Source organism: Legionella spiritensis (genome assembly GCF_900186965.1).
Lineage (GTDB): Bacteria > Pseudomonadota > Gammaproteobacteria > Legionellales > Legionellaceae > Legionella_C > Legionella_C spiritensis.
In genome coordinates this window covers 151,566-174,219 of sequence record NZ_LT906457.1, presented here as the reverse complement: position 1 = coordinate 174,219, position 22,654 = coordinate 151,566, and the positions used below count along the sequence as shown (strand labels likewise).

The following is a 22,654-nucleotide window of genomic DNA, read 5'->3' as shown; positions in this document are numbered from 1 at the left end:
GAGCAGACTAGTATGGATAGCGCGAAACAGGATTGCCATAAAGTAAATTCTGATGTTTTAAGTGTTCATCTACAAAAATGCGCATACAATGTACAATGTTTGCGGGATAATTGCAACAACACAACGGAAATATTTCCTTCTGCTCCATTCGTCAATTAAAATAGGTTCAGTGTATACTTTAAATATCTTGTCGCGAAGGTACAGGTGAAATGAAACAACTATTTATGTTCTTGTTTGCAGCGGCCTTTCCCTGGCTGGTCTTTCTAATGAAAGATAACCCGGGCGCCGCCCTTGTTGCACTCATCATGCAGGCTTCCATTATTGGCTGGATCCCGGCAAGTACCTGGGCGTGGCGCACTTTGCGCGATGCGCAGAAAAAACCGGGCAGCCAGCATTCCGGACCATAGGTAGTGTGAAAACAGCATCTTGATAAAACACCAACCGTTTTTTTGAAGAATCCTGGTTTTGGAGACGATATGACGATACGAGTAATCGTAAACGGGGCGCGCGGAAAAATGGGTTTGCTCGCCTGCGATACCATCGAACAACATCCTGATTTCCAATTGGTTGGCGCGCTATCCAGGCAGGATAACCTTCGCAAAACCATAAATGATACCCATGCCCGAATCGTGATTGATTTAACCCGCGCCGATTGCGTGTTTGAAAACACCCTGGCCATTATTGAGTGCGGCGCACATCCTGTTATCGGTACGTCCGGCCTGCTTGATGCACAAATCAACAGCTTAACCGAATTGGCCAAGGCAAGGAAACTGGGAGGGATCATAGTCCCCAACTTTTCCATCAGCGCCATTTTGATGATGCGCTTTGCCGCCCAGGCCGCCCGTTATCTCAGTGACGTTGAAATTATTGAAACCCATCATCAGCAAAAATTTGACGCCCCTTCCGGCACTGCTTTAAAAACCGCGGAATTAATAGCCCATACCCGAACGAAACAGACAGTCCGTTCCGAATTCCACGAACTCCTTCCCGGCGCCCGTGGCGGCGATCATCATGGCATTCGCATTCATTCCCTGAGACTTCCCGGCGTATTGGCCAGACAGGACGTTCTGTTCGGCAACAGCGGCGAAACGCTGACCATTACCCACAATACGCTCGACCGTGCTTCCTTTATGCCCGGCCTGCTGCTTTGCTGCCAAAAAGTCATGCGGCTGGATGGCTTATATTATGGTCTGGAACACTTGCTGGAAGAGTAACCCCCCGCCAGTTAAACTTACTGTGAATGGTTGTGTTGTCTGTTGGCAGCACAACTTGCAAACTACTCCAGATACCAAGGCTTATCCTTGCCAATCAGAGGTCGAATCCTGACCAAATAGTACTGTTTCCATTTCGTTTTGCATGGTTTTAATTCTTGAACAACGCCTACATCCCGCGACTTGTTCGCGGGAACCAGTGGTTCAAAGTTCCGAACTACGCATTCCTGGATGCCGCGAACAAGTCGCGGCACATAGACAATTTTAGAACCATTTGTAAATCACCACCGGTCAAAACGACATGAATGAAGTCATAGTATCAAATCAACATACTGACAGGAATCGGTTCCGGAGAGTCTGTTCTGGAAGATGTTACATAGGAATTCGTTTTGAATGTTTCCAGTTCGTCCAATACCTCCCCGGGATTGCTGCGGGGATCCGATAATTTTTTAATCAGGTTATAAAGCTCTTGCGTATCAGAATCACGAAACCAGGATTGAACCGGTCTGTTGAACACGGCATGAAAAATGTTGGTCAGAATTTCGGAATTGGGTTTCCCGGTTTCATCCGTTAAAATACCATCTATTTCAGCTATCCCCGTAGGCGCCGAATAAAAAAGCCCTGTTTTAACGCTGGTTTTTTTGTGCCAGTATTTTGGTTGTTTCACGATAGCGGTTAACAAATCAATGATTCGTTGCTGTTGTTCTTCGGTAAACCCCAACGCGGCAACCGCTGATGAGGCATAACCGACTTTGACAGCCGCCTTCATCTTACCGATACGAGACACTTCATTATAGGTCGCCAGCATGTCATCCCGCTGTAACGCCCTTTCGTTTTTCAGCTTGGCACATATTGCCTTGGCAATATCAGCAGGCCAATACAAATCCGGTGTTTTAGTCCCGTTTGAGCCGGGCGCGTTTTGACCGGCATGTTCCTGGAAATGTCCGGAGACATAAAGGGTCGCAACGATATCAACGAAATTGGCACGATAACTACCCGTATCCCCAAAACTGGGCCATCGTCCGTATGCTTTCTTGTAACGGAACATGGCAGCGGTGTGTATTAGCTCAATGGACTTGCGATCCTTGCCGCTCACGCATGAACCAAAACTGATTCCCTCCTCTGATCTGGCAAGCTCAGGATCTTTTGTATGAGTGATTATCAGGCTTTCCAGAGAGCTTAAAAACAATTCGCGGCCACAATAATCCCAAATAGTCCCGGTTCCCCAGCCGGAATTCAATACATTCTCATATTCCTTGCACAACATGACCAGATCAGTCATTTTTGTCTGGAAACGGATAAACGTTTCCTCCTGGCCTATTTTATTACTCCGTACATATAATTGCCGGGTAAGCAAGGGCTGCCAATCCTGCCATCCCTTGAAAAAGTCGTAATGGTCATGAAATAAATCAATAAGCTTGCGTTTATTTAACTCGACCCGGGAAACAAGGCCATGTCCTACTGGTGCTTTTCTCCCTTCTTTAAGCGCTTTGGCCTCCTCAAAAGCCTGCTTGATTAACTCCGCCACCTCATCCGGAGAACAAGGCATGTCCTGCCATTCCAGGTTAGCGATTAATTGCCGCAAGGATGCGTAACAATCCGAATTTTCGTTTTGGGCAATAAAAGACTTGCCTGCACAAACCAGTTTTTCCAGCTCAGATGCTGAAATTTCGTCCAACTCCAGCAAGGCAATTTCTTCCTTGATGAATTTATCATCGAGATTGTCATACGCCAGTTTTAACAATTTGGTGCACTGGGGATTATCATGACTGGTCGAATCCAGGTAACGCAGATAATTAAAGGGATGATTGGGAGAGCAAACCTTGTTGTCCCCCGTTTTTTCCAGTTCCCTTGCAAGATCCTGAGCCAAACGATGATCAGGCATGCCGGCGTATTTCTCCGTATACTCATTGGGACTAATCAAAGTCTGAATCAACAACCATCTGTCTTCACCCACCACCTCACGCAAACGGGCCAGATTACGCTTAACGTGCAACTCTCTGATATGGGGGGGCATATCCTGCACGTCGCGAGACGCCAAATGACTGGCGCGATAAGGGTCGAACGAATGTAAAATATTAAGCTTGTTATCAAGAATTTTAAAATGATTGTGGGCAAAATTGGCCACACCCGGTATGGTTCGCAAACGACTGGGTAAAAAAGACATGGCCTCGTCAACCGTTTCAGAGTGGGCAAGTACCGTTTTAAGCATCAGTTGTTCATGTTCGGATAAACATAAATACCAGTAAGGCAATTTTCTGATATCCGATAGTTGCCGGCTGATATCCTCCGTCTTACCCTGAGATATACTGGTTAATCTTGAGTTGATGGCAGCAAGGCCTTTGTTAATGTCTTCTTGTGTCTCTGCAAACAATAACCATGATTTAAAAAATTTCTGCGATTCCGGCGCCATACCCGTGAACCATTTGGGCAGATCGCGATTATCCCTGATCGCTTGCAAATCGGCTTCAATAATCAGACTTCTCTCTGCCTTGGCCTTCATCCAGGCAAAATTGACGGCTTCATAATGTTTTCGCAGCACGCCACTATTGTTGCAGTAAGCAGGCGTATGGTAAAAATAAAGTTGCTCAACCACGCCGGACTGACGAAACCACGACGGTGTTGCGGATAACACCGACGCCTTGATGGCTTCCAGTTCCCGGCGTGTTTCCTCGACCAGGGGAGGAAGTTGCTCATCCCAGAGCAGGATAAACCCGCCTTCTTCAGAGAGTTCGTCAGGTATCAATGTCGCAAGATCAGCGCGGCCCTCTTGCATGACGACATATTGCTCAGCCTTGTTTAAAAGCTCGATCGCTTCCTCTTTGATCTTCGTACCGTCTTTCGTATCCCATTCCCAGTAATCAACCAGGGCGTCTGTCAGCAACGCCCCATATCTGGTAAGACATTTCTTGTATTCCTCATCCTCCGCGTTTTCGGGGAACGTGCAAATTTCAGCGCACCATTGCAAATACTTTTCCGTATCAAATTCGCTTTTTTTCGGAATGGTTGCCTCTATGAATTGAAAGGCTTTTTTAAGACTGTCGGCGCGCAACTGATGGTTGCGTTGCAAATTCCGTGTGACGGAAGCATCCTCATTGACTGGACTATCGCCAAGAATGGACTGTAAATTTTTTAGTTGCTCGTCATTGAGTACGACGCCCTTTTCCAAACGTAGTATTGTTTTTTTTCCCATGGCTACGATTCCTTGCCTGCACCGGTCATCTATTATTGAATAAATTACAGAGGGAAACAATTTTTTGCGAGCAATAATTAGTAAGAAATTACTGATAATTCATGCTAGACTGGACGCTTTCCCAGCAATGACGGATAACAAACGGATGACAAGTATAAGAACAAGGGATTACACAGGGTATTCGGAAGCGGGGCTTGACGAAGCCATTGAGAACGCCCTGCAAAAGGCGGGTGAATTCAATCGTGTGGAAGTCATTGAAACCCGCAGCTCCCATTTCAATGAAGACAAAAAACATTACCAGGTGACACTGACCACGTTTAACAATTAAGGTCTGTGACCATCTGAACACGGCAATCATTGACAAAGGATTAAAAAGGAGTTTAGCGATGGCATATTCAGTTCATCATTATATCAACGGTGAGCCGCATGCAGGCGATAGCAGCAGCCAGATCCGTACCATTTACAATCCCGCGTTGGGCGAAGCCGTCGGCGAGGTACGTTTCGCGGATAAAAACACGTGTGATCTTGCCGTGGAGACGGCCAGAAAAGCATGGGAATCCTGGTCTGAAACCACACCTGTCAAAAGAGCGCGTGTTTTATTCAAGTTTCGTGACTTGCTGGAAAAGCATCAGACGGAACTGGCAAGTATTGTAACAAGAGAGCATGGTAAAACACTGGATGACGCCCGAGGCTCCGTAGCCAGAGGGATTGAGGTAGTGGAGTTTCACTGCGGTATTATCCAGCAGTTGCAAGGCAGCTTCTCAAGTGATGTGGCCACTCATATCGATTGCCAGACCATCCGGCAGTCCCTGGGGGTATGTGCCGGGGTTTCGCCATTTAATTTTCCGGTTATGGTTCCGGTCTGGATGATGATCCCGGCCATTGCGTGCGGCAATACCTTCATCCTTAAACCGTCGGAACAGGATCCTTCCGCCCCCGTTCGCCTGCTCGAGTTGTTAAGCGATGCCGGATTGCCTCCCGGCGTTGTCAATTGCGTTCATGGCGATAAAACAACCGTGGATCAACTGTTGACCCATCCGGATATCAAAGCCTTCACCGCAGTGGCATCCACTCCTGTTGCCGAATACATATACAAAACGGCAACTGCCCACGGGAAACGGGCCCACACGTTCGGAGGTGCGAAAAATCATGGCGTCGTCATGCCGGACGCGGATATGGAACAGGCGGCTCAAACGATTGCCGGAGCGGGCTATGGTTCGGCCGGAGAACGATGTATGGCTCTGTCAGTGGTCGTAACCGTTGGCGATGACACGGCGGAAAGGCTGCTGGAGCGGTTAATTCCACAGATAAACAACATTCGTATCGATGCGGGTGATGTGGACAACTGCGATATGGGTCCATTGGTCAGTCAAGCTCATCGACAGCGGGTACTTGAAGCCATTGAGCAGGGCGTCACGGAAGGAGCGTCCCTATTGATCGACGGGCGGAATTTCCAGCATCCGCGACACACCCAGGGCTATTACCTGGGCCCCTGTCTGTTTGATCAGGTTACCGAAGCCATGTCCATTTACCAGAACGAAATTTTTGGGCCCGTTCTTTGTATTATTCGCACCAGGAACTTTGAACAGGCGCTATCGCTGGTCAATCGTCATCAATATGGTAATGGCACCGCTATTTTTACCCGTGACGGTTACACCGCTCGGGAATACAGTCGAAGAGTTCAGGCCGGGATGGTCGGCATTAACATTCCCATTCCCGTTCCTGTGGCCAGCCACCCCTTCGGCGGTTGGAAACGTTCTTCTTTCGGTGACACGAACATGCACGGCCCTGAGAGCATTCATTTCTATACCCGCCGTAAATCCATTACCAGCAAATGGCCAGTCAGCAAGGTCAGCGCTTCGGCTTTCACCATGCCGACACACGATTAGCAACACCTTATCAAGATCATGGAAGGAGGAGCCGCGAAGCTCCTTCTCATAGACCGGGTTTGTAAAGGAGAAAAACATGGCAAAAATAGGTTTTGTAGGCTTGGGCCACATGGGGTTACCCATGGCATTGAATTTAATCAAAGCCGGCCACGACGTAACAGGTTATGATTTACAGAAAAACGCCCTCGAGACTCTGGTGGAAGCCGGCGGTTTTGCCGCACAAAAACTGCAGGATTCCGCCCGGGATCAGGAAATTATCTTTACCATGCTGCAGACGGGCCAGCAGGTACAGGAGGTCTGCCTGGGTGATCATGGATTATATGCCGCCGCCCATCACGCGCTGCATATAGATTGTTCCTCTATAGACGTCCCCAGTGCCAAACAACTGCACCAGCAGGCTGCCAAACGCCAGTTATTATCACTTGACGCCCCCGTCTCGGGTGGTGTTTCCGGAGCTACTGCGGCAACGCTGACCTTTATGGTTGGCGGCAAAAGCTATGCCTTTGACAAATCCAGGCCATATCTGGAAGCCATGGGTAAACAAATCATCCATACCGGCATAGAAGGCAGCGGCCAGACTGCGAAAATCTGTAACAACATGATTTTGGGGATCACCATGATCGGTGTCTCGGAAGCCTTTGTTCTTGCCAAACAGCTGGGGCTTTCTCCGCAAAAGCTTTTTGAGATTGTCAACTCCTCTTCCGGACAATGCTGGGTCATGAGTAAATACCCTCCCGTCCCTGATCTGGTTCCCAACGTCCCGGCCAATAATGACTACAAGCCGGGATTTACTGCCACCATGATGCTCAAGGATCTCATCTTAAGCCAGAAATGCAGCCTGGCTGCGGGCGTCACGACTCCCCTCGCGGAACACGCCACTATGGTTTATCAACATTTCATAGATGTCGGTAACGGTGATCTCGATTTCTCCGCCATTATTAAATTTCTGGAAGCGGAAAAGGGGGACTCATGAACAATCCCCAATACCGTATTCCAGGGTCTCTGGAACAATTCTGGAGTGAGCAGGCTCAAAAAATCGTAGATTGGCATCAACCCTGGCAACAGGTGTTTACAGGTGATTTGCATGAAGGACGTATACAATGGTTCTCTGGCGGCAAACTCAACATCAGCGTCAATTGTATCGACAGGCATCTTCCGGATAAAGCGGAACAAGCCGCTATCATTTGGGAAGGCGACGAGGAAAATCAACACCGCATTGTAACGTTTGCCGAACTCTATGACGAAGTTAATCGCATGGCCAATGTTTTCAAAGCGCTGGGAGTCAAAAAAGGCGATACGGTTGGAATCTATTTGCCCATGATTCCGGAAGCGGCAATAGCCATGCTCGCTTGCGCACGAATAGGCGCTGTACACACCGTAGTATTTGCCGGATTTTCAGCAACGGCCTTGCATCAGCGTCTGCAAGCGGCTCAGTGCAAACTTTTGATTACCGCCGACAGTTATCAGCGAGGCGGTAAGCAGTTTCATCTGAAAACCCAGGCTGATGAGGCAACCCAATCTACGGGCATCAAAACACTGCTCATTAAAAACAGTGAGACTCCCGCCCCTTTTAACCCGGAAAAAGATTATTGGTGGCATCAATTAAAACAGGAAGCCGGAACAGATTGCGAACCGGAAATCATGGACGCGGAAGACCCCCTGTTTATTCTTTACACGTCAGGGAGTACCGGGCAACCCAAAGGATTGCTTCACACCACGGGTGGCTATATTGTTCAGGTGGCTTTCAGCCACCGCCATATTTTTAACTGCACATCGAAGGAAGTATTCTGGTGTACGGCCGATGTGGGCTGGATAACCGGACACAGTTACGTCGTTTATGGCCCGTTATGCAACGGCATTACAACCCTGATGCATGCGGGCGTACCCAACTGGCCTGATCCGTCACGCTGCTGGAAAATTATCGACAAGCATCAGGTGAGTGTTTTTTATACCGCACCAACCGCTATCCGCGCACTCAAACGTGCCGGCGACGAATGGCTCACCACTACTGACCGCCAATCCCTGCGCCTGCTAGGTACCGTCGGAGAACCTATCAATCCGGAAGTATGGAACTGGTATAAAAAGGAAGCAGGCAAGGATAGATGCCCCATTGTCGATACCTGGTGGCAAACCGAAACCGGCGCCATCATGATTTGTCCGCAAACATTTGATCGGGAAAAACCGGGCGCCGCCTGCCAGCCTTTGCCGGGTATATATCCTGTGCTCCTTGATGAGTCCGGCCAGGAAATCATGGGGCCTGATCACGGCATTCTGGCTATCAAATATCCCTGGCCTGCCATGGCCAGAACCATCGCCGGTGATCACGCCCGTTATCGGCAAAATTATCTGGCGCATGGCTATTACATCACCGGTGATGGGGCTCGTCGCGACGAGGAAGGCGATTACTGGATCACCGGCCGCATTGATGATGTCCTGAATGTGTCCGGCCATAGATTAGGCACCGCTGAGATAGAAAGCGCCATTGTTGCCCATCCCCATGTTGCGGAAGCCGCAGTCATAGGCGTTCCTCATCCCGTAAAGGGTCAGGGCATTCATGTATTTGTCAGCCTGAAACACGGTTTTCAACCCGACAGACAACTGCATGATGAACTTCTAACACAGGTTAAAAACACCATCGGCGCCATTGCCAAGCCAGATGTCATTCAATGGGTGACCGATTTACCAAAAACCCGTTCCGGAAAAATCATGCGCCGGATTTTGCGCAAGATTGCCGGTGAGAATGTATCCGACATGGCCGAATTAGGTGATCTTTCAACGTTAGCCAACCCCCAGGCCGTGGATGAACTGATCAAACCATAAAACGGGAGTCGGAGGCAGGTGACCATTCAAACCATTGATCCAGCCGTGCAATCAGCTGATCAACCCCTTCTTTTTTCAGGGCTGAAAATGATTGCACTGTAATCAAATCCTCCATCAGTTGATACGCTTTACTGACCTTAATTACGGTGTTTTTTGCGTCACTGCGGCTGATTTTATCGGATTTGGTTAACAGAATATGTACTGGAATTTCCCGATCAAGCGACCAGTTAATCATCATCTGATCCAGCTCTTTGAGAGGATGGCGGCAATCCATCAGCAATACCAGGCCTTTCAGACATTGCCGCACTTCCAGATAGTGCGCCAGATGTTTCTGCCACTCCTGTTTCGTTTGCTGTGCCACTTTGGCATACCCATATCCCGGTAAATCAACAAGCCGTCTCGTATCATCAAGACCAAACAGGTTAATCAATTGCGTACGCCCTGGTGTTTTACTGGTGCGAGCCAATTGACGTATGGACGTCAGGCAATTAAGCGCGCTTGATTTTCCAGCGTTGGAACGGCCGGCGAAAGCCACTTCATAACCACTATCCGGAGGTAACTGCTCCACTTTGGCGGCACTTTTTAAAAAGACCGCCTGGGTATAACGATTTATTCGCATAAATTTCATTTTCATTTTGGGATTTTACGCAGGCAGTGTAACATTAAAAAAGGAAGAACCCCTGGGGGAAGCATGAAAAAAATTGTGTTTGCTGTTTTGCTCCTGAATATGCTCATTGCGCAGGCTGCGGATAATACTGGGCAAACAATAGCGGAAAAAGCCGCCGTGTGCGTCGCCTGCCATGGTCAGCAAGGCAACAGCAGCAATCCCGAATGGCCTAATATCGCCGGCCAACACGCGGGCTATCTGCGTAAACAACTGCTGGATTTCAAACAAGGCAAAACCAGAAACGCGCCAGCGATGACCAGCATACTGGCGAACTTAAGCGACGATGACCTTACCTTGCTGGCCGGATATTACGCCGCAATGCCGCTGGCCGAAGGGAAAACGCCGGCAAAATACCTCGAACGCGGAGAACAACTCTACCGTGGCGGGGATTTGGATAAAAAGATTACGGCCTGTATCGCCTGTCATGGCCCCAAAGGAACCGGTAATGGCCAGGCTGGATTTCCGGTACTGTCAGGCCAGCATGCACCGTATACTATTTTGCAACTGCAATTGTTTAAGGATCATAAACGCACCAACGATCTGAATTCCATTATGCAGGATATCAGTGCCCGAATGAGTCAGGAAGACATGAAAGCCGTTGCGTATTATATGCAAGGACTGTATTAATTTTTAAAAGCGAGTATCAATATGTTGAGAAATTTCCTGTTAGTTATCGCCTTATTACTCCCCTTTCACCTGTTTGCCGAAGATTTTGTAGCCGGCAAGGATTATGAAGTCCTCAAAGGAGAACATTCGGCAACGATTCAACCTCCGGTTAAAGTGACTGAATTTTTCAGTTACGGCTGCCCATGGTGTTATCGTATTGAATCCGGTTTGCAAGGTTGGGTAAAACAGCAAAACGGTCAAATCAGCTTTACAAGAGTTCCTGTCGTTTTTAACAACGACTGGTCTTATTACGCCAAGGCCTATTATACGGCCGCGTTGCTGGGATTGGACAACAAATTAAACCCTCTGTTGTTCAAAGCCGTACAGGACAAACAGGCTCATTTGAATAACACCGACGCCATGATTACGTTCTTTACCGAACATGGCGTTGATAACGCCACAGCCCAAAGCGCATTCAAAAATTCAACGACCATTGACATGCAACTCAACCAGGGCGGGGTTTTGATGGCTCGTTTTCATGTGAACGCCGTACCGGCTATCGTTGTAAACGACCAGTATAAAACCGATCTGCAAATGGCGCAGGATGAACAACGTCTGTTTAAGATACTGGATTATCTAGTCCGTCTGAGCCGCCAAAAACACGGGTAAAAACCACAGCCCGCAATAAGGCCGCAGGCCGGATTATGGGCTGCCCGGGCAGGTATGAAATACCACCATCGCGTTTCACGCGACTCAAAACCCTTAAGTTAAATCCTTTCATCGGCTGTACGAGTCGGTGTATTGGAATTTACTTTCTGAGGATCCGCCGATTTTTGAGCGCTGAAAAAAGCGCGTAACTCTTCCGCCAGCCTCAGAAATTCCATATGACTGTTGCTGTTTTTATCAAAATCACCAATCCATTTGCCCTCAAAAGCACACTCCAATATGGCGGTTCTCGAAGAAATCATGGTTTTGAAAGCCAGGCCTGACTTATTTAACTCTTCGACCAGCTGCTCGGAGAGTCGTTGTCGTTTTTTGACCTTAACGCCAAGAATCCGGAATGGTTTTTGTGACATTCTTGGCACAGCTATCGCGTCCGTCAGGTTGTTTTGATCAAGAAAGCTGGGAGAGCAGGGCAAAATGACAAAATCCGAAAGCATGATGGCTTTAAAAGCCGCCGGCATGTAATTGGGTGGTGTATCCAGAATGATAAAGTCGTATTGCTTGCGCAAATGCTCGATCCTGTCCATAGGCTTGTCATCAAACAATTCTTCAATAAAATCGATATGATTATCGCCCTGTTGGGACCATCGAATCGCATCCGGCTTGTCTTTATCCATATCAGCGACAACGACTTTATAACCCTGTTCCTTTAGCGCGCCAGCAAGGTTAACACAAGTTGTCGTTTTGCTGCTGCCCCCCTTTGCCTGACTGACCGCGATTACAAATCCCATGGTGACTCCTTTATGAACGCGATTTGTTCAAACAACATTCTTTATGACATAGTTTTCGCCCATTTATTAATTAACTTTAGCAGAATCTGAAGTGCCCGGGTTTTCCAGACTTAAAATTCCCGTATTAAAATCATAGGCGAATATTTCCGCGTAACGCCCCCAGTCAATCATGGTACGTAAAACCCGATCCGCTTCCTTCTCACTTAAATAATCTTCCAGTTTGGATAAAAAACGTTCCTCAGACACGCGATGCCCGACTTTTTCATCCAAAACCCTGCGGATATAACGAGCCAGCGGTACTTTTTCCAGAAGCCTTCTGGCAAACAACTGTTTCCTTTCCTGTAAATCGGCCTCTGAAAACTGTTTACCCAGCTCACTTAGCTGGATATCCCCGTCCGATACTTTGGCAAAGCCTAATATTTCCAGTGTCTCAAGAATTGGGAACAAATCATCGATGTTCATCATCAACTCATCCGCCAGTTCAGGCAAATCAATACGTTCTTCAAACGATTTCATGGTTTCAATCAAACCCGACAACTCCGAAGGCTCCACATCCGGCAAACGATAACCCAATCCAATTTGCCGCTCCCGTTGGGCCCGCTTCGCTCTTTCTTTAGGGCCTGTGGTCATCAGGGTATAAATATTGTCAACCAGATCCCTAAACTCAGGCGTTTCAGGATTGCGGGGCTGGTGAAGCGTGACCTGTAGTTCGGCGCGAATATAGCCGGGATCGCTGCCAAAAATAATAATGCGATCCGCCAGCATTGCCGCCTCTTCGATATTGTGTGTCACCAGTAAAATGCCGTTCGTGTTGGTTTTTTTATCCTGCCAGATCTCAAGCAAGTCGGACTTCAAATTTTCTGCGGTCAGGACATCAAGGGCCGAAAAAGGCTCGTCCATCAGTAACACGTCGGGGTTGATAACCAGCGCTCGGGCAAATCCAACACGCTGACGCATACCGCCCGACAATTCTTTGGGATAAGCCGATTCAAAGCCGTCAAGCCCGATGATATCAATGGCTTCAATAGCACGTTTTCGACGCTCTTCCCGGCCTACACCCTGCGCTTCCAGTCCCAGCTCCACATTCTCAAGCACCGTCAGCCACGGCATCAGGGCAAAAGACTGGAAAACCATGGCAATCCCGGCTACGGGTTTGGTCACAGCCTGTCCACGATAAGTCACGCGTCCTGACGATGGCGGTACCAGCCCCGCTATAATACGCAGCAGCGTGGATTTACCGGAACCGGATTTGCCAAGTAAAGCAACGATTTCTCCTTTCCGTAATTGAAAATTCACATCTTCAAGAACAAGCAGATCCTGAGCCGAGGCTTTCTTAAAGGATTTACGACAGTTTTCAAGAGCAATAATAGTTTCAGACATAACCGTCTCAATTGAAATTAAAGCGCTCTTCTGCCAGACGGTAGAGAGGGCGCCAGATTAAATGGTTAAACACCAGCACATAAACGCACATCATCGCGGTGCCCAGCGCTATCTTCGGAAAATTACCTGCTATGGTACTGGCGTGGATATATTCACCAAGTCCGGTGGCCCGCAAGGTGGTGTTTCCCCAACTGAGCCACTCGGCAACGATACTGGCATTCCAGGCGCCCCCTGCCGCAGTGATGGCTCCGGTGATATAAAAAGGAAACACACCGGGCAACGCCAGCCGTTTCCACCAGTGCCAGCCTTTCAAACCGAAATTATCGGCAGCCAGATAAAGATCCCGGGGAATGGAAGAGGCGCCCGCAATGACATTAAATAAAATATACCACTGTGTTCCCAGAATCATCAAAGGCGTCACCCATATTTCAACATTCAAATGGAAGCGGACAATGGCAATCACAAAAAGAGGATAAAATAAATTCGCCGGAAAAGCGGCTGCGAACTGGATAACCGGTTGAATTTTCTGGGCCAGACGCGGACGCAACCCAATCCACACCCCAATGGGGATCCAAATCAAGGAGCTGAAAATAATCAACACAATCACTCGGGTTCCGGTTGCAGCACCCAGAATGAAGACATGAACAATATCACTGAATTGCAAATCCGCAAGGATAAATTCCAGCAATAACCACCCGCCCAGTATAATGGCCACGATCACAACGCCGCCCCATAACCAATCCAGTTGTTTCTGGCGGCGATAATCAATTTCCTTACCGGGTTTTGGCCCTTTGCTGCTGAGCCAGGCGGCATTGACAAAATGATCTTTTACTATAGCGACGCCCACTCCGGCTCTTTTCATTAAACGACTGCTGCGAATCAAATCAATCAGCCAGGATTGATATTCCTCCTCATCGGGGGATTGTTCCATTTTAAATTTTTCCGACCAGGCGATAAGAGGCCGGAAAAAAATCTGATCATAAAGAAAAATAACCACAATCATGGTAAGAATGGCATACACCACCGCATGCAAATCGCGCTGCTCGATGGCCAACGCGATGTAGGAACCGACACCCGGCAAACGAATATCCTGATGAGCGACCGCAATGGCTTCCGAAAGCACCACAAAAAACCAGCTTGCCGACATGGACATCATCATATTCCATAGCAGTCCCGACATGGAAAAAGGCACTTCAACCTTCCAGAACCGTTGCCAGGCGGACAGCTGGAACATGGCTGCCGCCTCTTTCAAATCATGGGGCAGCGTTTTTAAAGACTGATAAAAACCAAAGGTAATATTCCAGACCTGGGCTGTGAAAATAACAAAAATGGACGCACATTCCGGCCCCAGCAGACTATTGGGAAACAAGCGAATAAATCCGGTGATGGTGATTGAGAGAAAACTCAACACCGGCACGGATTGTAAAATATCAATCGCGGGAATAATAACCTGTTCGGCGCGTCGATTTTTGGCCGCGAGCGCGCCAACCGCAAAAGTAAACAGCAAGGACAATCCCAACGCAATGAACATGCGCAGCACCGTACGCAACGCGTAAAACGGAAGGTTCGACGGATCCAGGGAAATGGGCAGGGGCTGGCCGAGCTTGTAAGGCGTTGCCATTTGCTGTCCGGCCCAGCCTAGGAAAAACAGGACGGAGAAAACAAGAATCAAAAGCAACAGATCCCAGCGGTTAATAAACCGGCTGACATTTTCGCGGTTGGCAAAATAAAAACGACCATTGCTCACGAAGACTTCTCCCCCAGGATCTGTTGCTTTTTCATTCTTGACGAGAAAAGATGGATAATTGAGTGCCATTTTACGTTTGAATGAGGTAAATAGCGAGTCCCTGTTCATGAATTCAAACGTCGCAAAACGCCGGACAACTGCTTTTGCGGCCGTGGCATGAAAATGCAACGGAACCCGGACCCTGTGAATCGAAAAACAGACTCAGTTTATGGACATTGAATCGTTATGCGCATCCTTTTTACCAAACAGCAGGTCACGAAGATAGGAATCGTTTATTTGGCGTGTATGGTCAAAAAAGGTAAAGTTGGATCGGGCATGTTGAGGTTGTTTTTGCGCAATAAATCGGGTAATGAGCTGTTCGTCAGATAACTCCTCGCCAGAGTCAATATGAGCTTTACAGCGCATATCCTGCCGCAAGCTTGTTTGATCCTCGGAGGAAAGATGGCGAAGAGCCAGTGAAAAATCCGCGTCATTGGTCAGGATATCAGGCAACCCGGGTCGAAAGACGTCAAATACTGTTTTGCGTTGTTGCGGATCAAGCGGAAATATCGCCTGACAAAACTCAAAACCGCTAAAAATCGGGCCAGGCCTTTTATCCACCAGTTTCCGGCATAACGTTTCCATTTGTTTTGCATCCAACAACGCCAGGACATAGCCAAGCTGGCGGCCATTTTTAATGCTTTCCGGCAGTATATCGGCAACGTTCTTGTAAAACACGGTCTGTTTTTCAGGCTCCAGAGATCCGTAGATATCCGCGAATTGACTGCCATTTATGAAAAATTTGCTTTGATTATCATGGTATTGTTCGCAAAGAATGTGACAGAATTCCAGAGGCAAATATCTAAGTCCGATTTTTAGCGATATGAGATCTGCGGTAAAAATCTCGACGGCGTGATCTCCCAGGATACGCATCAAGGCTAGCCGGTGCTCCTCGCTGAGATAACTGAAGAGCCTGACAAAACGCAGGTTATTATCCGAAAAACCGGCGCTCATAGCTTTAAACTGAAGTAAAAAGGCGTCCCTTTGCCTGGAATTGAGTTGCTCCAGCAAAAAAGCCACTTCTTCCAGGTTACCAAGAGCCGTGTCATGATGATTGATGAAGCAGGTAAAAAGGAATTCAAATTTCTCGGGTTGCAATGCCATTAACAATTGATGTAAATCATCACTCCCCTTAATATGGGTTTTCAGTAAGAACAGCAGTTCCTCTTTCACATCCGGTAACTGACTTACGGGCAATAAATGAAACAGTGCCTGCAAGTCAGGCAAAGATTGTACGTTCTGAAAGCCATCCAGTTCCCGTAACAAATCTACAAAAACGATTTGATGGCTGTCCTGGCCGGAAGTCTTCACTTTCATCTGTTTTATCAGAACATCCAGTTTTTCTGCCAGAATTGAAATATATTGCCAGTCTTCTCTGGTGTCTTTAAAGAGAATTTCACCATGTTCGCCCAGGATTTTTTCCAGCAAACCGCTGATGGATTCCACGCAATCAAAAGAGTCCCTGTCTGACTTGTCCAGTATGTCAATTAAGTTGCCAAATGTGCGCTTGTCCGTTCGGGATGTTAATGCCCGCAACTCGATTTGTCGTTCCTTTGGCAAAAGACGCCAGTACTCCATGAATTTGATAATGCCATTTAAGGCATTGACGCCCGCCTCCAGTTCTTTCCCGTCTTCGCCGCCATGTTCGCCGCCTTCTCTCAAAGCCATTATCAACTTTTGCACATGACCGCCAATACTGCCATTTCCCTGTTTACATTCTTGAATCTGTGCAAACGTTTCCATTAATTCACGGCTTTGGGAACTATGTAATCTCAGGCGCGCTTGCTCAGTAACAGACAGGGGCGCGCCATCATAGGGATTGACCAGCTTGTTTATATCAACGTTGCCGTGATGACTCAGGCAGGTTAAGAGCGCGACCGGAATCAACGATTTTTGGTCGTCGCTGAGAATCACTTCATCCAGGGCATACTGATCAATATGATCGCGATAATAAAGGATCTGATCATCAATATGAGTCAGGGTAGGCATCATATACTGATAGGTCGCGAGGGAATTATCCTGTTGATGCAGAATTTTGGCCAGGTCAAAACAGAGTCGGGTCAGGTAATGCCGGTTTTGATCCGTATAGCTTAAAGCGGTTCCGGCAATGTTTTGCCAGCGTTGGGCGAGTAGTTTTTTGACAGCATCCAGACATTCCTGTTCTGATAAATCGGATTTGGCGAGCAGGGTATTTAACTGACCAATAAATCGGGTCGCATCTATATGGAGGATTTTATTCAGGTAATCGGTATTTGAAGCCGATTTTTCATGCTGATTCCCGGCTTCAGCCAGGGCGCCTTTAATTTGCGTGATAAGCATCCCGAATCCTCGTAGATTACAACAGTTATCCTTTATGATTATATTTTAACCGATTGTAACCTGGTTGCCAAAGGATACAAGTACTATTTCTTATTTTATAACCATCATTCATAACCACCTGTTTGCCATAAAAATACCATTAATGAACAATTAATCACTCAAGTGCGTTATAATAAGCCCCAAAAAGCCAGGGTAAAACAATGCACGATATTATCGTAGGTTTTGATGAAAAAAAAATGGGGTACGGCGACATTCTCTTCGCCGCGAAGCTGGCCGGAGAATTGAAACGCGCCTTACTGTCCGAAGGCAGACTGGCCGGTGATATTTATCTGGTCTGTAATGATGACAAACGCGGACTGTCCAAACTTGAAATGTCACGGGCAGATTGTGAATTCGGCATTAATTTCGTGCTGTTTCATGACATGCAGAAGCTGCTTGACAAGGGGATCATCAAACCAGCCGTCATCATCGACGGGCCGGCTCCCATGCTCAACAAATTAATCTACCCCGATGCCATCGCTGTTGTATCACTGGAATATACCTACGGCCCCTTTCAAGCGGCGCAACTGGGGAATTCCTATGCACTTGCCGATAAAGCCGCGCAGAACCATTATCGTGAAGAGCTCATCAACTTTGAACGCCGCATGCTTCAACCTTACCCCAATGACAACAAGATAATACTCAGAACCGGTATCCTCGAAGCGATGGATGAGCGAGGCGTTATTCCAACAAAAGAACTGACGACAATTGGAACCTTGCTGCATCAAACGCAAATAAACGGTGAACCATCCGCAAAACTAACCCGTTTAAAACAGGAGTCGGCCAATCGGCTGAGCCGAAAAATCAAAACGATTATCTTTGGCAAACACAACGAATTGCCACTCGAGAATTATGAAAAATACCATAATCTGACATTCGGATACGGTTACGCCGGCAGTATCGATTTCATCGATATTCATCTTGCCTGTAGCCAAAAAACAATGAAAAACGAAGATATTTTTCTTGTCCATGCCGGTCAGAATCTGCTGCCGCAATTACAAAAACGTATTGAGGCCATTAAAGGGTGGGGGTTCGATAAAATCGTTTATCATGACGTGGATAACAATGAGGAACATATCCTGTATGACAATGGCGCCAAGGGATCTGTTTATCGTTTGCTGCACGCCACACATCTGGATCATGCCCAAATGATCGGACTCTTTGCCGTCTCCGGGCCATTATCCCTGGCCACAGGGGACCAATCGTTTATGGAAGCGATCCAGGCCAACAAAATCATTTGTTACGATTGTTTTCCCCATAAGGAATTATTGTATTCCGCCTACCAGGACAGAGGTGAGCATTATAGCGAAAAAACACGGGAAGCCCTGAAGTTGCTGCGCTTGCGATCCGAGTTGCAGAAAACGCTGCCAACCCGCATCCTGAAAAGACTGGCCAATTTGTTACAGGACGACACGGTAAGGCGTGAGCTATCCGAACTGAATGAAGGAATACGAAAAAATACGTCTCTGGTCAGTCATTATCTGGACATGGTAAAACCTTTTATTCCCCCCATCAGTGATCCTGTCACCAAAGCCGTTATTGATGATGCGTTTAACGACGGCATGCTGACTGAAACAGTGATTCCGGAGCATCTGTTTCTTGCCATTCGCTATGGACGGGAAAACATCGTTCGCTGTCTGCTGGAACATCATCCCAAATGCCTGTTTGAGAACGATGCCTTGGGTAATAACTCGTTTATTGTGGCTGCCCGGAACGGTCAATACAACCTCCTGGCTCTGTTCATACAATACGCCGCTGATCAAAAAATCCCCTTTGCAACAATTAACCAGGCAAACCATCATTTTGCAAGGTATCGTTTTCTCGATTATTTGCCCGACTGCCTTCTTGAGGATGAAGAAAAAATGGCTGGTTTACTGGGCTCTTACGCCGGCGAAGCAAGGAAATATCTGGTTAGAGGCCGTGAAGATTTGTCTGTCAATCCTGTTGGTTTTTTACCTCAATTCGGCTTCTACAAACCGGAAAAGGAAAAAAACAAATGGCTTTTGTTGCAAAAATATATCAATGAGGCGTATGGCGCACCGGATCTGGAAGAATATCAAAAAGCGCGAATCCCGTTTCTTATCGTGGCTCGGGAATATTTACGGCACCAGCCTGAATTAATACCCGTATTTGAAGAAATCAATCAGACTTGCCATCGGGCAGGCTATCGTGACAACTGGATTTACACGCATAGAGACGAGTATCTGGGTATGCTGCAACAAGTTCACGATTTCATTGAATCCTCAGAAAAGAGAAAAGAAACGCTGGGAACCGGTTGGTTACCGCCGCCGCCCCCTTCTTTCTGGCAGGAAATCGAACCAAAATTGCTGGAACAATGCGATTCGGATTTAAACGAGGAACAAATCAAAAATCGATTTTATCCTTTTTTCGTTGTCTTAAGCCTTTTTTTCCAGCACCGCGACAGCCAGGATTTTGAATTACTGCAAAAGCTGGGAGAGGAACTTGAAATACCACCCGGTATTAACGATATATCTCCCGAACGCTACAGCGAATACCTTGCAACGGTGCGGCTATTTATTGAGCGGGAACCGGAACTCATGAAATATTATGATGACGAATGGTTCTCCCAGACACTTGTTTCTTGCAATATGCGCCTATAAAACCTGAATAAAAAAGGACTTTTTTCTATCGGCCAACCGTCCCTCCCCGGCTCGTTTGTTCTTCATGATCACGCGCAATCTTTGCACAATCTTTACACGGCCCTTAATACTCCCTAAAGGTTTGAATTGCATAAATTGCATATAATTATGATTAACAATCAATCATAGAGAGAAAAAAATGAGTGACATCATTGTTAACATTGATGAAAACCAGGGGGGCTTCGGGGATATTTTATTTGCCTCCAAACTCATTGATGAAATTAAAAAAAACCTGCTCAAGGAAGGGAAACTGGTGGGTAATGTTTACCTGACCTCATTTGGCCAGAACAATACTTTTCTCCGGGCCATGCGAAACAGCGGTATCGATTTGGAATTCGGTTTTAATTTCATCCCCACCGGGCAACTAAACAAGTTAATCGAAAGCGGTGACATCAACCCGGCTGTTATCATTGAAGCGCCCACCCCCTCTTTCGGTACCGTGAAATGCCCAAGTGATCAGGTACAAATCCTCAGCGCCAGAGAATATAGTTACGGCCCGTACGAAACGGTAAAACTGGGGAACTCCTATAACCATGCTGAATCAGGCAAAAAAGAAGAATACGAAGTGGCCCTCACCCAGGATGAGAAAAAACGATTGTCCAGTTACAAAACCACGGAAAAAAAGGCTGTTGTCCGAACCGGCCTGATTGAGGAACTGAACGAACAAGGTATACTGCTGACCAGCGAACTGGTCGATTTAGCCCGACTGGAACAAACAGGAAATCAAAAAAAACTGACAGAGCAAAAGGAGTTTTTCCTGCAGGCACTGCCGAAAAAAATACGGCACACGATTTTGCAGGATCAGCAAAACTTAAGCGAATACGAAGAAAATACCGAATTGACTTTTGGCTATAGTCACAAGAGCAACCGTGATTTTCTGCATATCCATAGCGGTTACATCCAGTCGTCCGAGAAAAATCAGGATGTGTTTATAGCCAGCGGCCAAAATAGTGAAACACTGAAAGAACATCTTGAGGAAGTCATTGAGACATTGAAAGAGCAAGGCTTCAGCAAAATCGTTTATGTGGATTATGATAATGACCAGGAAGAAACGCTCTATGACAATGAACAACCCGGCAAAGTCTATCGCCTGATTCACTCCAAAGGCATCCCGCATCCACAGGTCGTCGCCTTAAACGCCATATCAGGTCCCTTGACCCTGGCTTCAGGCGACCAATCATTCGGTGAGGCCATTTCAAGCAATAAAATGCTATGCTATGAAACCTATCCCCATAAACTATTACTTTATTCGTCCTATAAGGAACGAGCCGAAGGTCTGACTGAAGAAACCGGTCATGCCCTGCAGCAAATGAGCTTGCTGCCGGACACGGGGGTTAAAAGCCAACGCAGAGAGGCGCAATCCTTGCACGCCCTCGGTGTGACATTACGTACCAACCCAGCCATCAGGCAGGACATTACCGGCATTAACAGCAGTATTGCCCACAATAATTCACTGGCCGCCCATTTTATCAATCACATCAAACCGGAATTACCTCCGATAAGCAATCCGGTTGATCTGGCAATCATCGAAAACCGTTTCGAATCCGACATGCTGCCGTCAGTACAATACCCGCAACAACTGTTTCTGGCCATTCGTTACGGCAATGAATCCGCGGTGAAAGCCATGCTTAAAGCCAACCCGGATGCCTTAACAGCCAAAGACTCGCTGAATAATAGTGCGTTTATTATTGCGGCACAGCATAATCAATACTCTATGTTGAAAATGTTAATAACCGCTGCAGATAAGCAAGATATGGAATTTTCAAAAATCAACAGTCCCAATCAACAATTTACCATGTGCCATTATCTGTCACCGATTATTCAAAATAACCCGGGGATCATTGCCGATATTTTTGGTTCCTATCAAAAAGATGTGGCAGCACGGCTCGCTATCATCCATCCCAAGCCGATACAAAAAGCACCCGTTCAGCCTGTTTCCGTCAGCAACGTTGGCATGTTTGCCCAAAAGAAACCGGAACCGGTCAGTGCCTGGGAAGAGCTGGAGAAATCGCTGCAAACATTTGAAGACGAAACGCTGGTTATGAGCGCTTTAGTGGTCGCCCGTGAATACCTGAAAGCGCAACAACCTCGATTCGAAAGCCAATACGAACTGGTTTGCCGGGACTGCGAGAATGATCTTGAACTCCCCGCCAACTGGGTCTACAGTCATGTGGAGGAATTTCAACAAATGATTGGGACAGTCCGGGAACACATAGAAAAAACACCGGAGCTTCGTCAGGCAATAGGAACCGACTGGTTACCGGAACCGCCTCCCTTCTTGTCAGAAAGGATTTCAGAAACCATTTTTAATGACATACTGCAAATGGAAGAAGAAGAGGAGATGAAGCAAGCGTTGAAACCCTATGCCATTGTCTTGCGCGAAGCCTTTAAAGATCATCCGGAGGAATATGGTAGTTATGACGAAATCGTGGACATGTGTGAACAGGAATTGAACGTCGAAAAAGATTGGGTCACGCAACATAAGTCGGAATTTCAGGAGATGGTCAAGATAGTCCAGGAGGGTCTGGCATCAAAACAGAAACTCACACCCTACAACCTGGACAGAGTTGACCAACTGCAATCCGGTCCGCAAGTGACTTATGATTAAGAATTCATCTTTTAATCATACT

The 22,654-nt window shown here is 47.2% G+C and carries 16 protein-coding genes; 10 read left to right on the top strand and 6 right to left on the bottom strand.

All coding sequences use genetic code 11. The annotated features are described in order from the left end of the window. Window positions 1-209: 209 nt before the first annotated feature. Window positions 210-407: a hypothetical protein gene (locus CKW05_RS00820; protein WP_058483986.1), complete on the top strand. Its 198-nt coding sequence runs from the start codon at window positions 210-212 to the stop codon at window positions 405-407. Between the two features lie 69 nt (window positions 408-476). After that, window positions 477-1,214, top strand: coding sequence for a 4-hydroxy-tetrahydrodipicolinate reductase (gene dapB / locus CKW05_RS00815; RefSeq protein ID WP_058483987.1), 738 nt, complete (start codon window positions 477-479; stop codon window positions 1,212-1,214). 316 nt (window positions 1,215-1,530) lie between these two features. Here dapB and sidP read toward each other — a convergent pair whose 3' ends face one another. Further along, on the bottom strand, window positions 1,531-4,404 hold the full coding sequence (sidP, locus tag CKW05_RS00810) for a Dot/Icm T4SS effector PI-3-phosphatase SidP (protein WP_058483988.1): 2,874 nt from the start codon (window positions 4,402-4,404) through the stop codon (window positions 1,531-1,533). Window positions 4,405-4,549: 145 nt separating this feature from the next. Between sidP and CKW05_RS00805 the strand changes: the two genes are divergently transcribed. The 4 genes from CKW05_RS00805 to acs all read left to right on the top strand — a co-directional run bounded on the left by CKW05_RS00805 (window position 4,550) and on the right by acs (window position 9,113). Further along, window positions 4,550-4,732 (top strand): dodecin domain-containing protein, encoded by a 183-nt coding sequence (locus tag CKW05_RS00805; protein ID WP_058483989.1) that lies wholly within the window; start codon window positions 4,550-4,552, stop codon window positions 4,730-4,732. 58 nt (window positions 4,733-4,790) lie between these two features. Further along, window positions 4,791-6,293, top strand: a complete 1,503-nt coding sequence (locus tag CKW05_RS00800; RefSeq protein ID WP_058483990.1) for a CoA-acylating methylmalonate-semialdehyde dehydrogenase — start codon at window positions 4,791-4,793, stop codon at window positions 6,291-6,293. Window positions 6,294-6,369: 76 nt separating this feature from the next. Then, a complete protein-coding gene (gene mmsB / locus CKW05_RS00795; RefSeq protein ID WP_058483991.1) occupies window positions 6,370-7,266 on the top strand; it encodes a 3-hydroxyisobutyrate dehydrogenase in 897 nt (298 codons plus the stop codon). After that, window positions 7,263-9,113 carry an acetate--CoA ligase gene (gene acs / locus CKW05_RS00790; RefSeq protein ID WP_058483992.1) on the top strand — a complete coding sequence of 617 codons (1,851 nt, stop codon included), beginning with the start codon at window positions 7,263-7,265 and terminating at the stop codon, window positions 9,111-9,113. The genes mmsB and acs overlap by 4 nt, the downstream gene beginning before the upstream one ends. Here the strand turns inward: acs and yihA are convergent. Further along, window positions 9,103-9,732 (bottom strand): ribosome biogenesis GTP-binding protein YihA/YsxC, encoded by a 630-nt coding sequence (gene yihA, locus CKW05_RS00785; RefSeq protein ID WP_058484042.1) that lies wholly within the window; start codon window positions 9,730-9,732, stop codon window positions 9,103-9,105. The two genes, acs and yihA, sit on opposite strands and share 11 nt — an antisense overlap. 108 nt (window positions 9,733-9,840) lie before the next feature. On the opposite strand from yihA, the gene CKW05_RS00780 reads away from it, so the two are divergent. Together CKW05_RS00780 and CKW05_RS00775 are read left to right on the top strand one after the other, a co-directional pair. After that, window positions 9,841-10,407, top strand: coding sequence for a c-type cytochrome (locus tag CKW05_RS00780; RefSeq protein ID WP_408607003.1), 567 nt, complete (start codon window positions 9,841-9,843; stop codon window positions 10,405-10,407). Window positions 10,408-10,428: 21 nt separating this feature from the next. Beyond that, complete coding sequence (locus tag CKW05_RS00775) at window positions 10,429-11,055, top strand: thiol:disulfide interchange protein DsbA/DsbL (RefSeq protein WP_058483994.1); 627 nt, start codon at window positions 10,429-10,431, stop codon at window positions 11,053-11,055. A 98-nt stretch (window positions 11,056-11,153) separates the two neighbouring features. Here CKW05_RS00775 and CKW05_RS00770 read toward each other — a convergent pair whose 3' ends face one another. The 4 genes from CKW05_RS00770 to CKW05_RS00755 form a co-directional block, all read right to left on the bottom strand. Next, window positions 11,154-11,840 carry a ParA family protein gene (locus CKW05_RS00770; RefSeq protein ID WP_058483995.1) on the bottom strand — a complete coding sequence of 229 codons (687 nt, stop codon included), beginning with the start codon at window positions 11,838-11,840 and terminating at the stop codon, window positions 11,154-11,156. Window positions 11,841-11,906: 66 nt separating this feature from the next. After that, entirely contained in the window at window positions 11,907-13,220 is a 1,314-nt protein-coding gene (locus CKW05_RS00765; protein ID WP_058483996.1) for an ABC transporter ATP-binding protein, read from the bottom strand. A gap of 7 nt (window positions 13,221-13,227) precedes the next feature. Beyond that, window positions 13,228-14,967 carry an ABC transporter permease gene (locus CKW05_RS00760; RefSeq protein ID WP_058484043.1) on the bottom strand — a complete coding sequence of 580 codons (1,740 nt, stop codon included), beginning with the start codon at window positions 14,965-14,967 and terminating at the stop codon, window positions 13,228-13,230. 201 nt (window positions 14,968-15,168) lie between these two features. Then, on the bottom strand, window positions 15,169-17,325 hold the full coding sequence (locus tag CKW05_RS00755; protein WP_058483997.1) for a hypothetical protein: 2,157 nt from the start codon (window positions 17,323-17,325) through the stop codon (window positions 15,169-15,171). Window positions 17,326-17,525: 200 nt separating this feature from the next. Here CKW05_RS00755 and CKW05_RS00750 point away from each other — a divergent pair, with 200 nt between their 5' ends. Continuing rightward, entirely contained in the window at window positions 17,526-19,985 is a 2,460-nt protein-coding gene (locus tag CKW05_RS00750; protein WP_058483998.1) for an ankyrin repeat domain-containing protein, read from the top strand. 178 nt (window positions 19,986-20,163) lie between these two features. Further along, window positions 20,164-22,632, top strand: coding sequence for an ankyrin repeat domain-containing protein (locus tag CKW05_RS00745; protein ID WP_058483999.1), 2,469 nt, complete (start codon window positions 20,164-20,166; stop codon window positions 22,630-22,632). The last annotated feature ends 22 nt before the right edge of the window (window positions 22,633-22,654 follow it).

Bases quoted from the DNA above. Each gene is read 5' to 3' on its own strand.
- CKW05_RS00820 (WP_058483986.1), top strand. From the start codon at position 210: ATGAAACAACTATTTATGTTCTTGTTTGCAGCGGCCTTTCCCTGGCTG.
- dapB (WP_058483987.1), top strand. From the start codon at position 477: ATGACGATACGAGTAATCGTAAACGGGGCGCGCGGAAAAATGGGTTTG.
- sidP (WP_058483988.1), bottom strand. From the start codon at position 4,404: ATGGGAAAAAAAACAATACTACGTTTGGAAAAGGGCGTCGTACTCAAT.
- CKW05_RS00805 (WP_058483989.1), top strand. From the start codon at position 4,550: ATGACAAGTATAAGAACAAGGGATTACACAGGGTATTCGGAAGCGGGG.
- CKW05_RS00800 (WP_058483990.1), top strand. From the start codon at position 4,791: ATGGCATATTCAGTTCATCATTATATCAACGGTGAGCCGCATGCAGGC.
- mmsB (WP_058483991.1), top strand. From the start codon at position 6,370: ATGGCAAAAATAGGTTTTGTAGGCTTGGGCCACATGGGGTTACCCATG.
- acs (WP_058483992.1), top strand. From the start codon at position 7,263: ATGAACAATCCCCAATACCGTATTCCAGGGTCTCTGGAACAATTCTGG.
- yihA (WP_058484042.1), bottom strand. From the start codon at position 9,732: ATGCGAATAAATCGTTATACCCAGGCGGTCTTTTTAAAAAGTGCCGCC.
- CKW05_RS00780 (WP_408607003.1), top strand. From the start codon at position 9,841: ATGCTCATTGCGCAGGCTGCGGATAATACTGGGCAAACAATAGCGGAA.
- CKW05_RS00775 (WP_058483994.1), top strand. From the start codon at position 10,429: ATGTTGAGAAATTTCCTGTTAGTTATCGCCTTATTACTCCCCTTTCAC.
- CKW05_RS00770 (WP_058483995.1), bottom strand. From the start codon at position 11,840: ATGGGATTTGTAATCGCGGTCAGTCAGGCAAAGGGGGGCAGCAGCAAA.
- CKW05_RS00765 (WP_058483996.1), bottom strand. From the start codon at position 13,220: ATGTCTGAAACTATTATTGCTCTTGAAAACTGTCGTAAATCCTTTAAG.
- CKW05_RS00755 (WP_058483997.1), bottom strand. From the start codon at position 17,325: ATGCTTATCACGCAAATTAAAGGCGCCCTGGCTGAAGCCGGGAATCAG.
- CKW05_RS00750 (WP_058483998.1), top strand. From the start codon at position 17,526: ATGCACGATATTATCGTAGGTTTTGATGAAAAAAAAATGGGGTACGGC.
- CKW05_RS00745 (WP_058483999.1), top strand. From the start codon at position 20,164: ATGAGTGACATCATTGTTAACATTGATGAAAACCAGGGGGGCTTCGGG.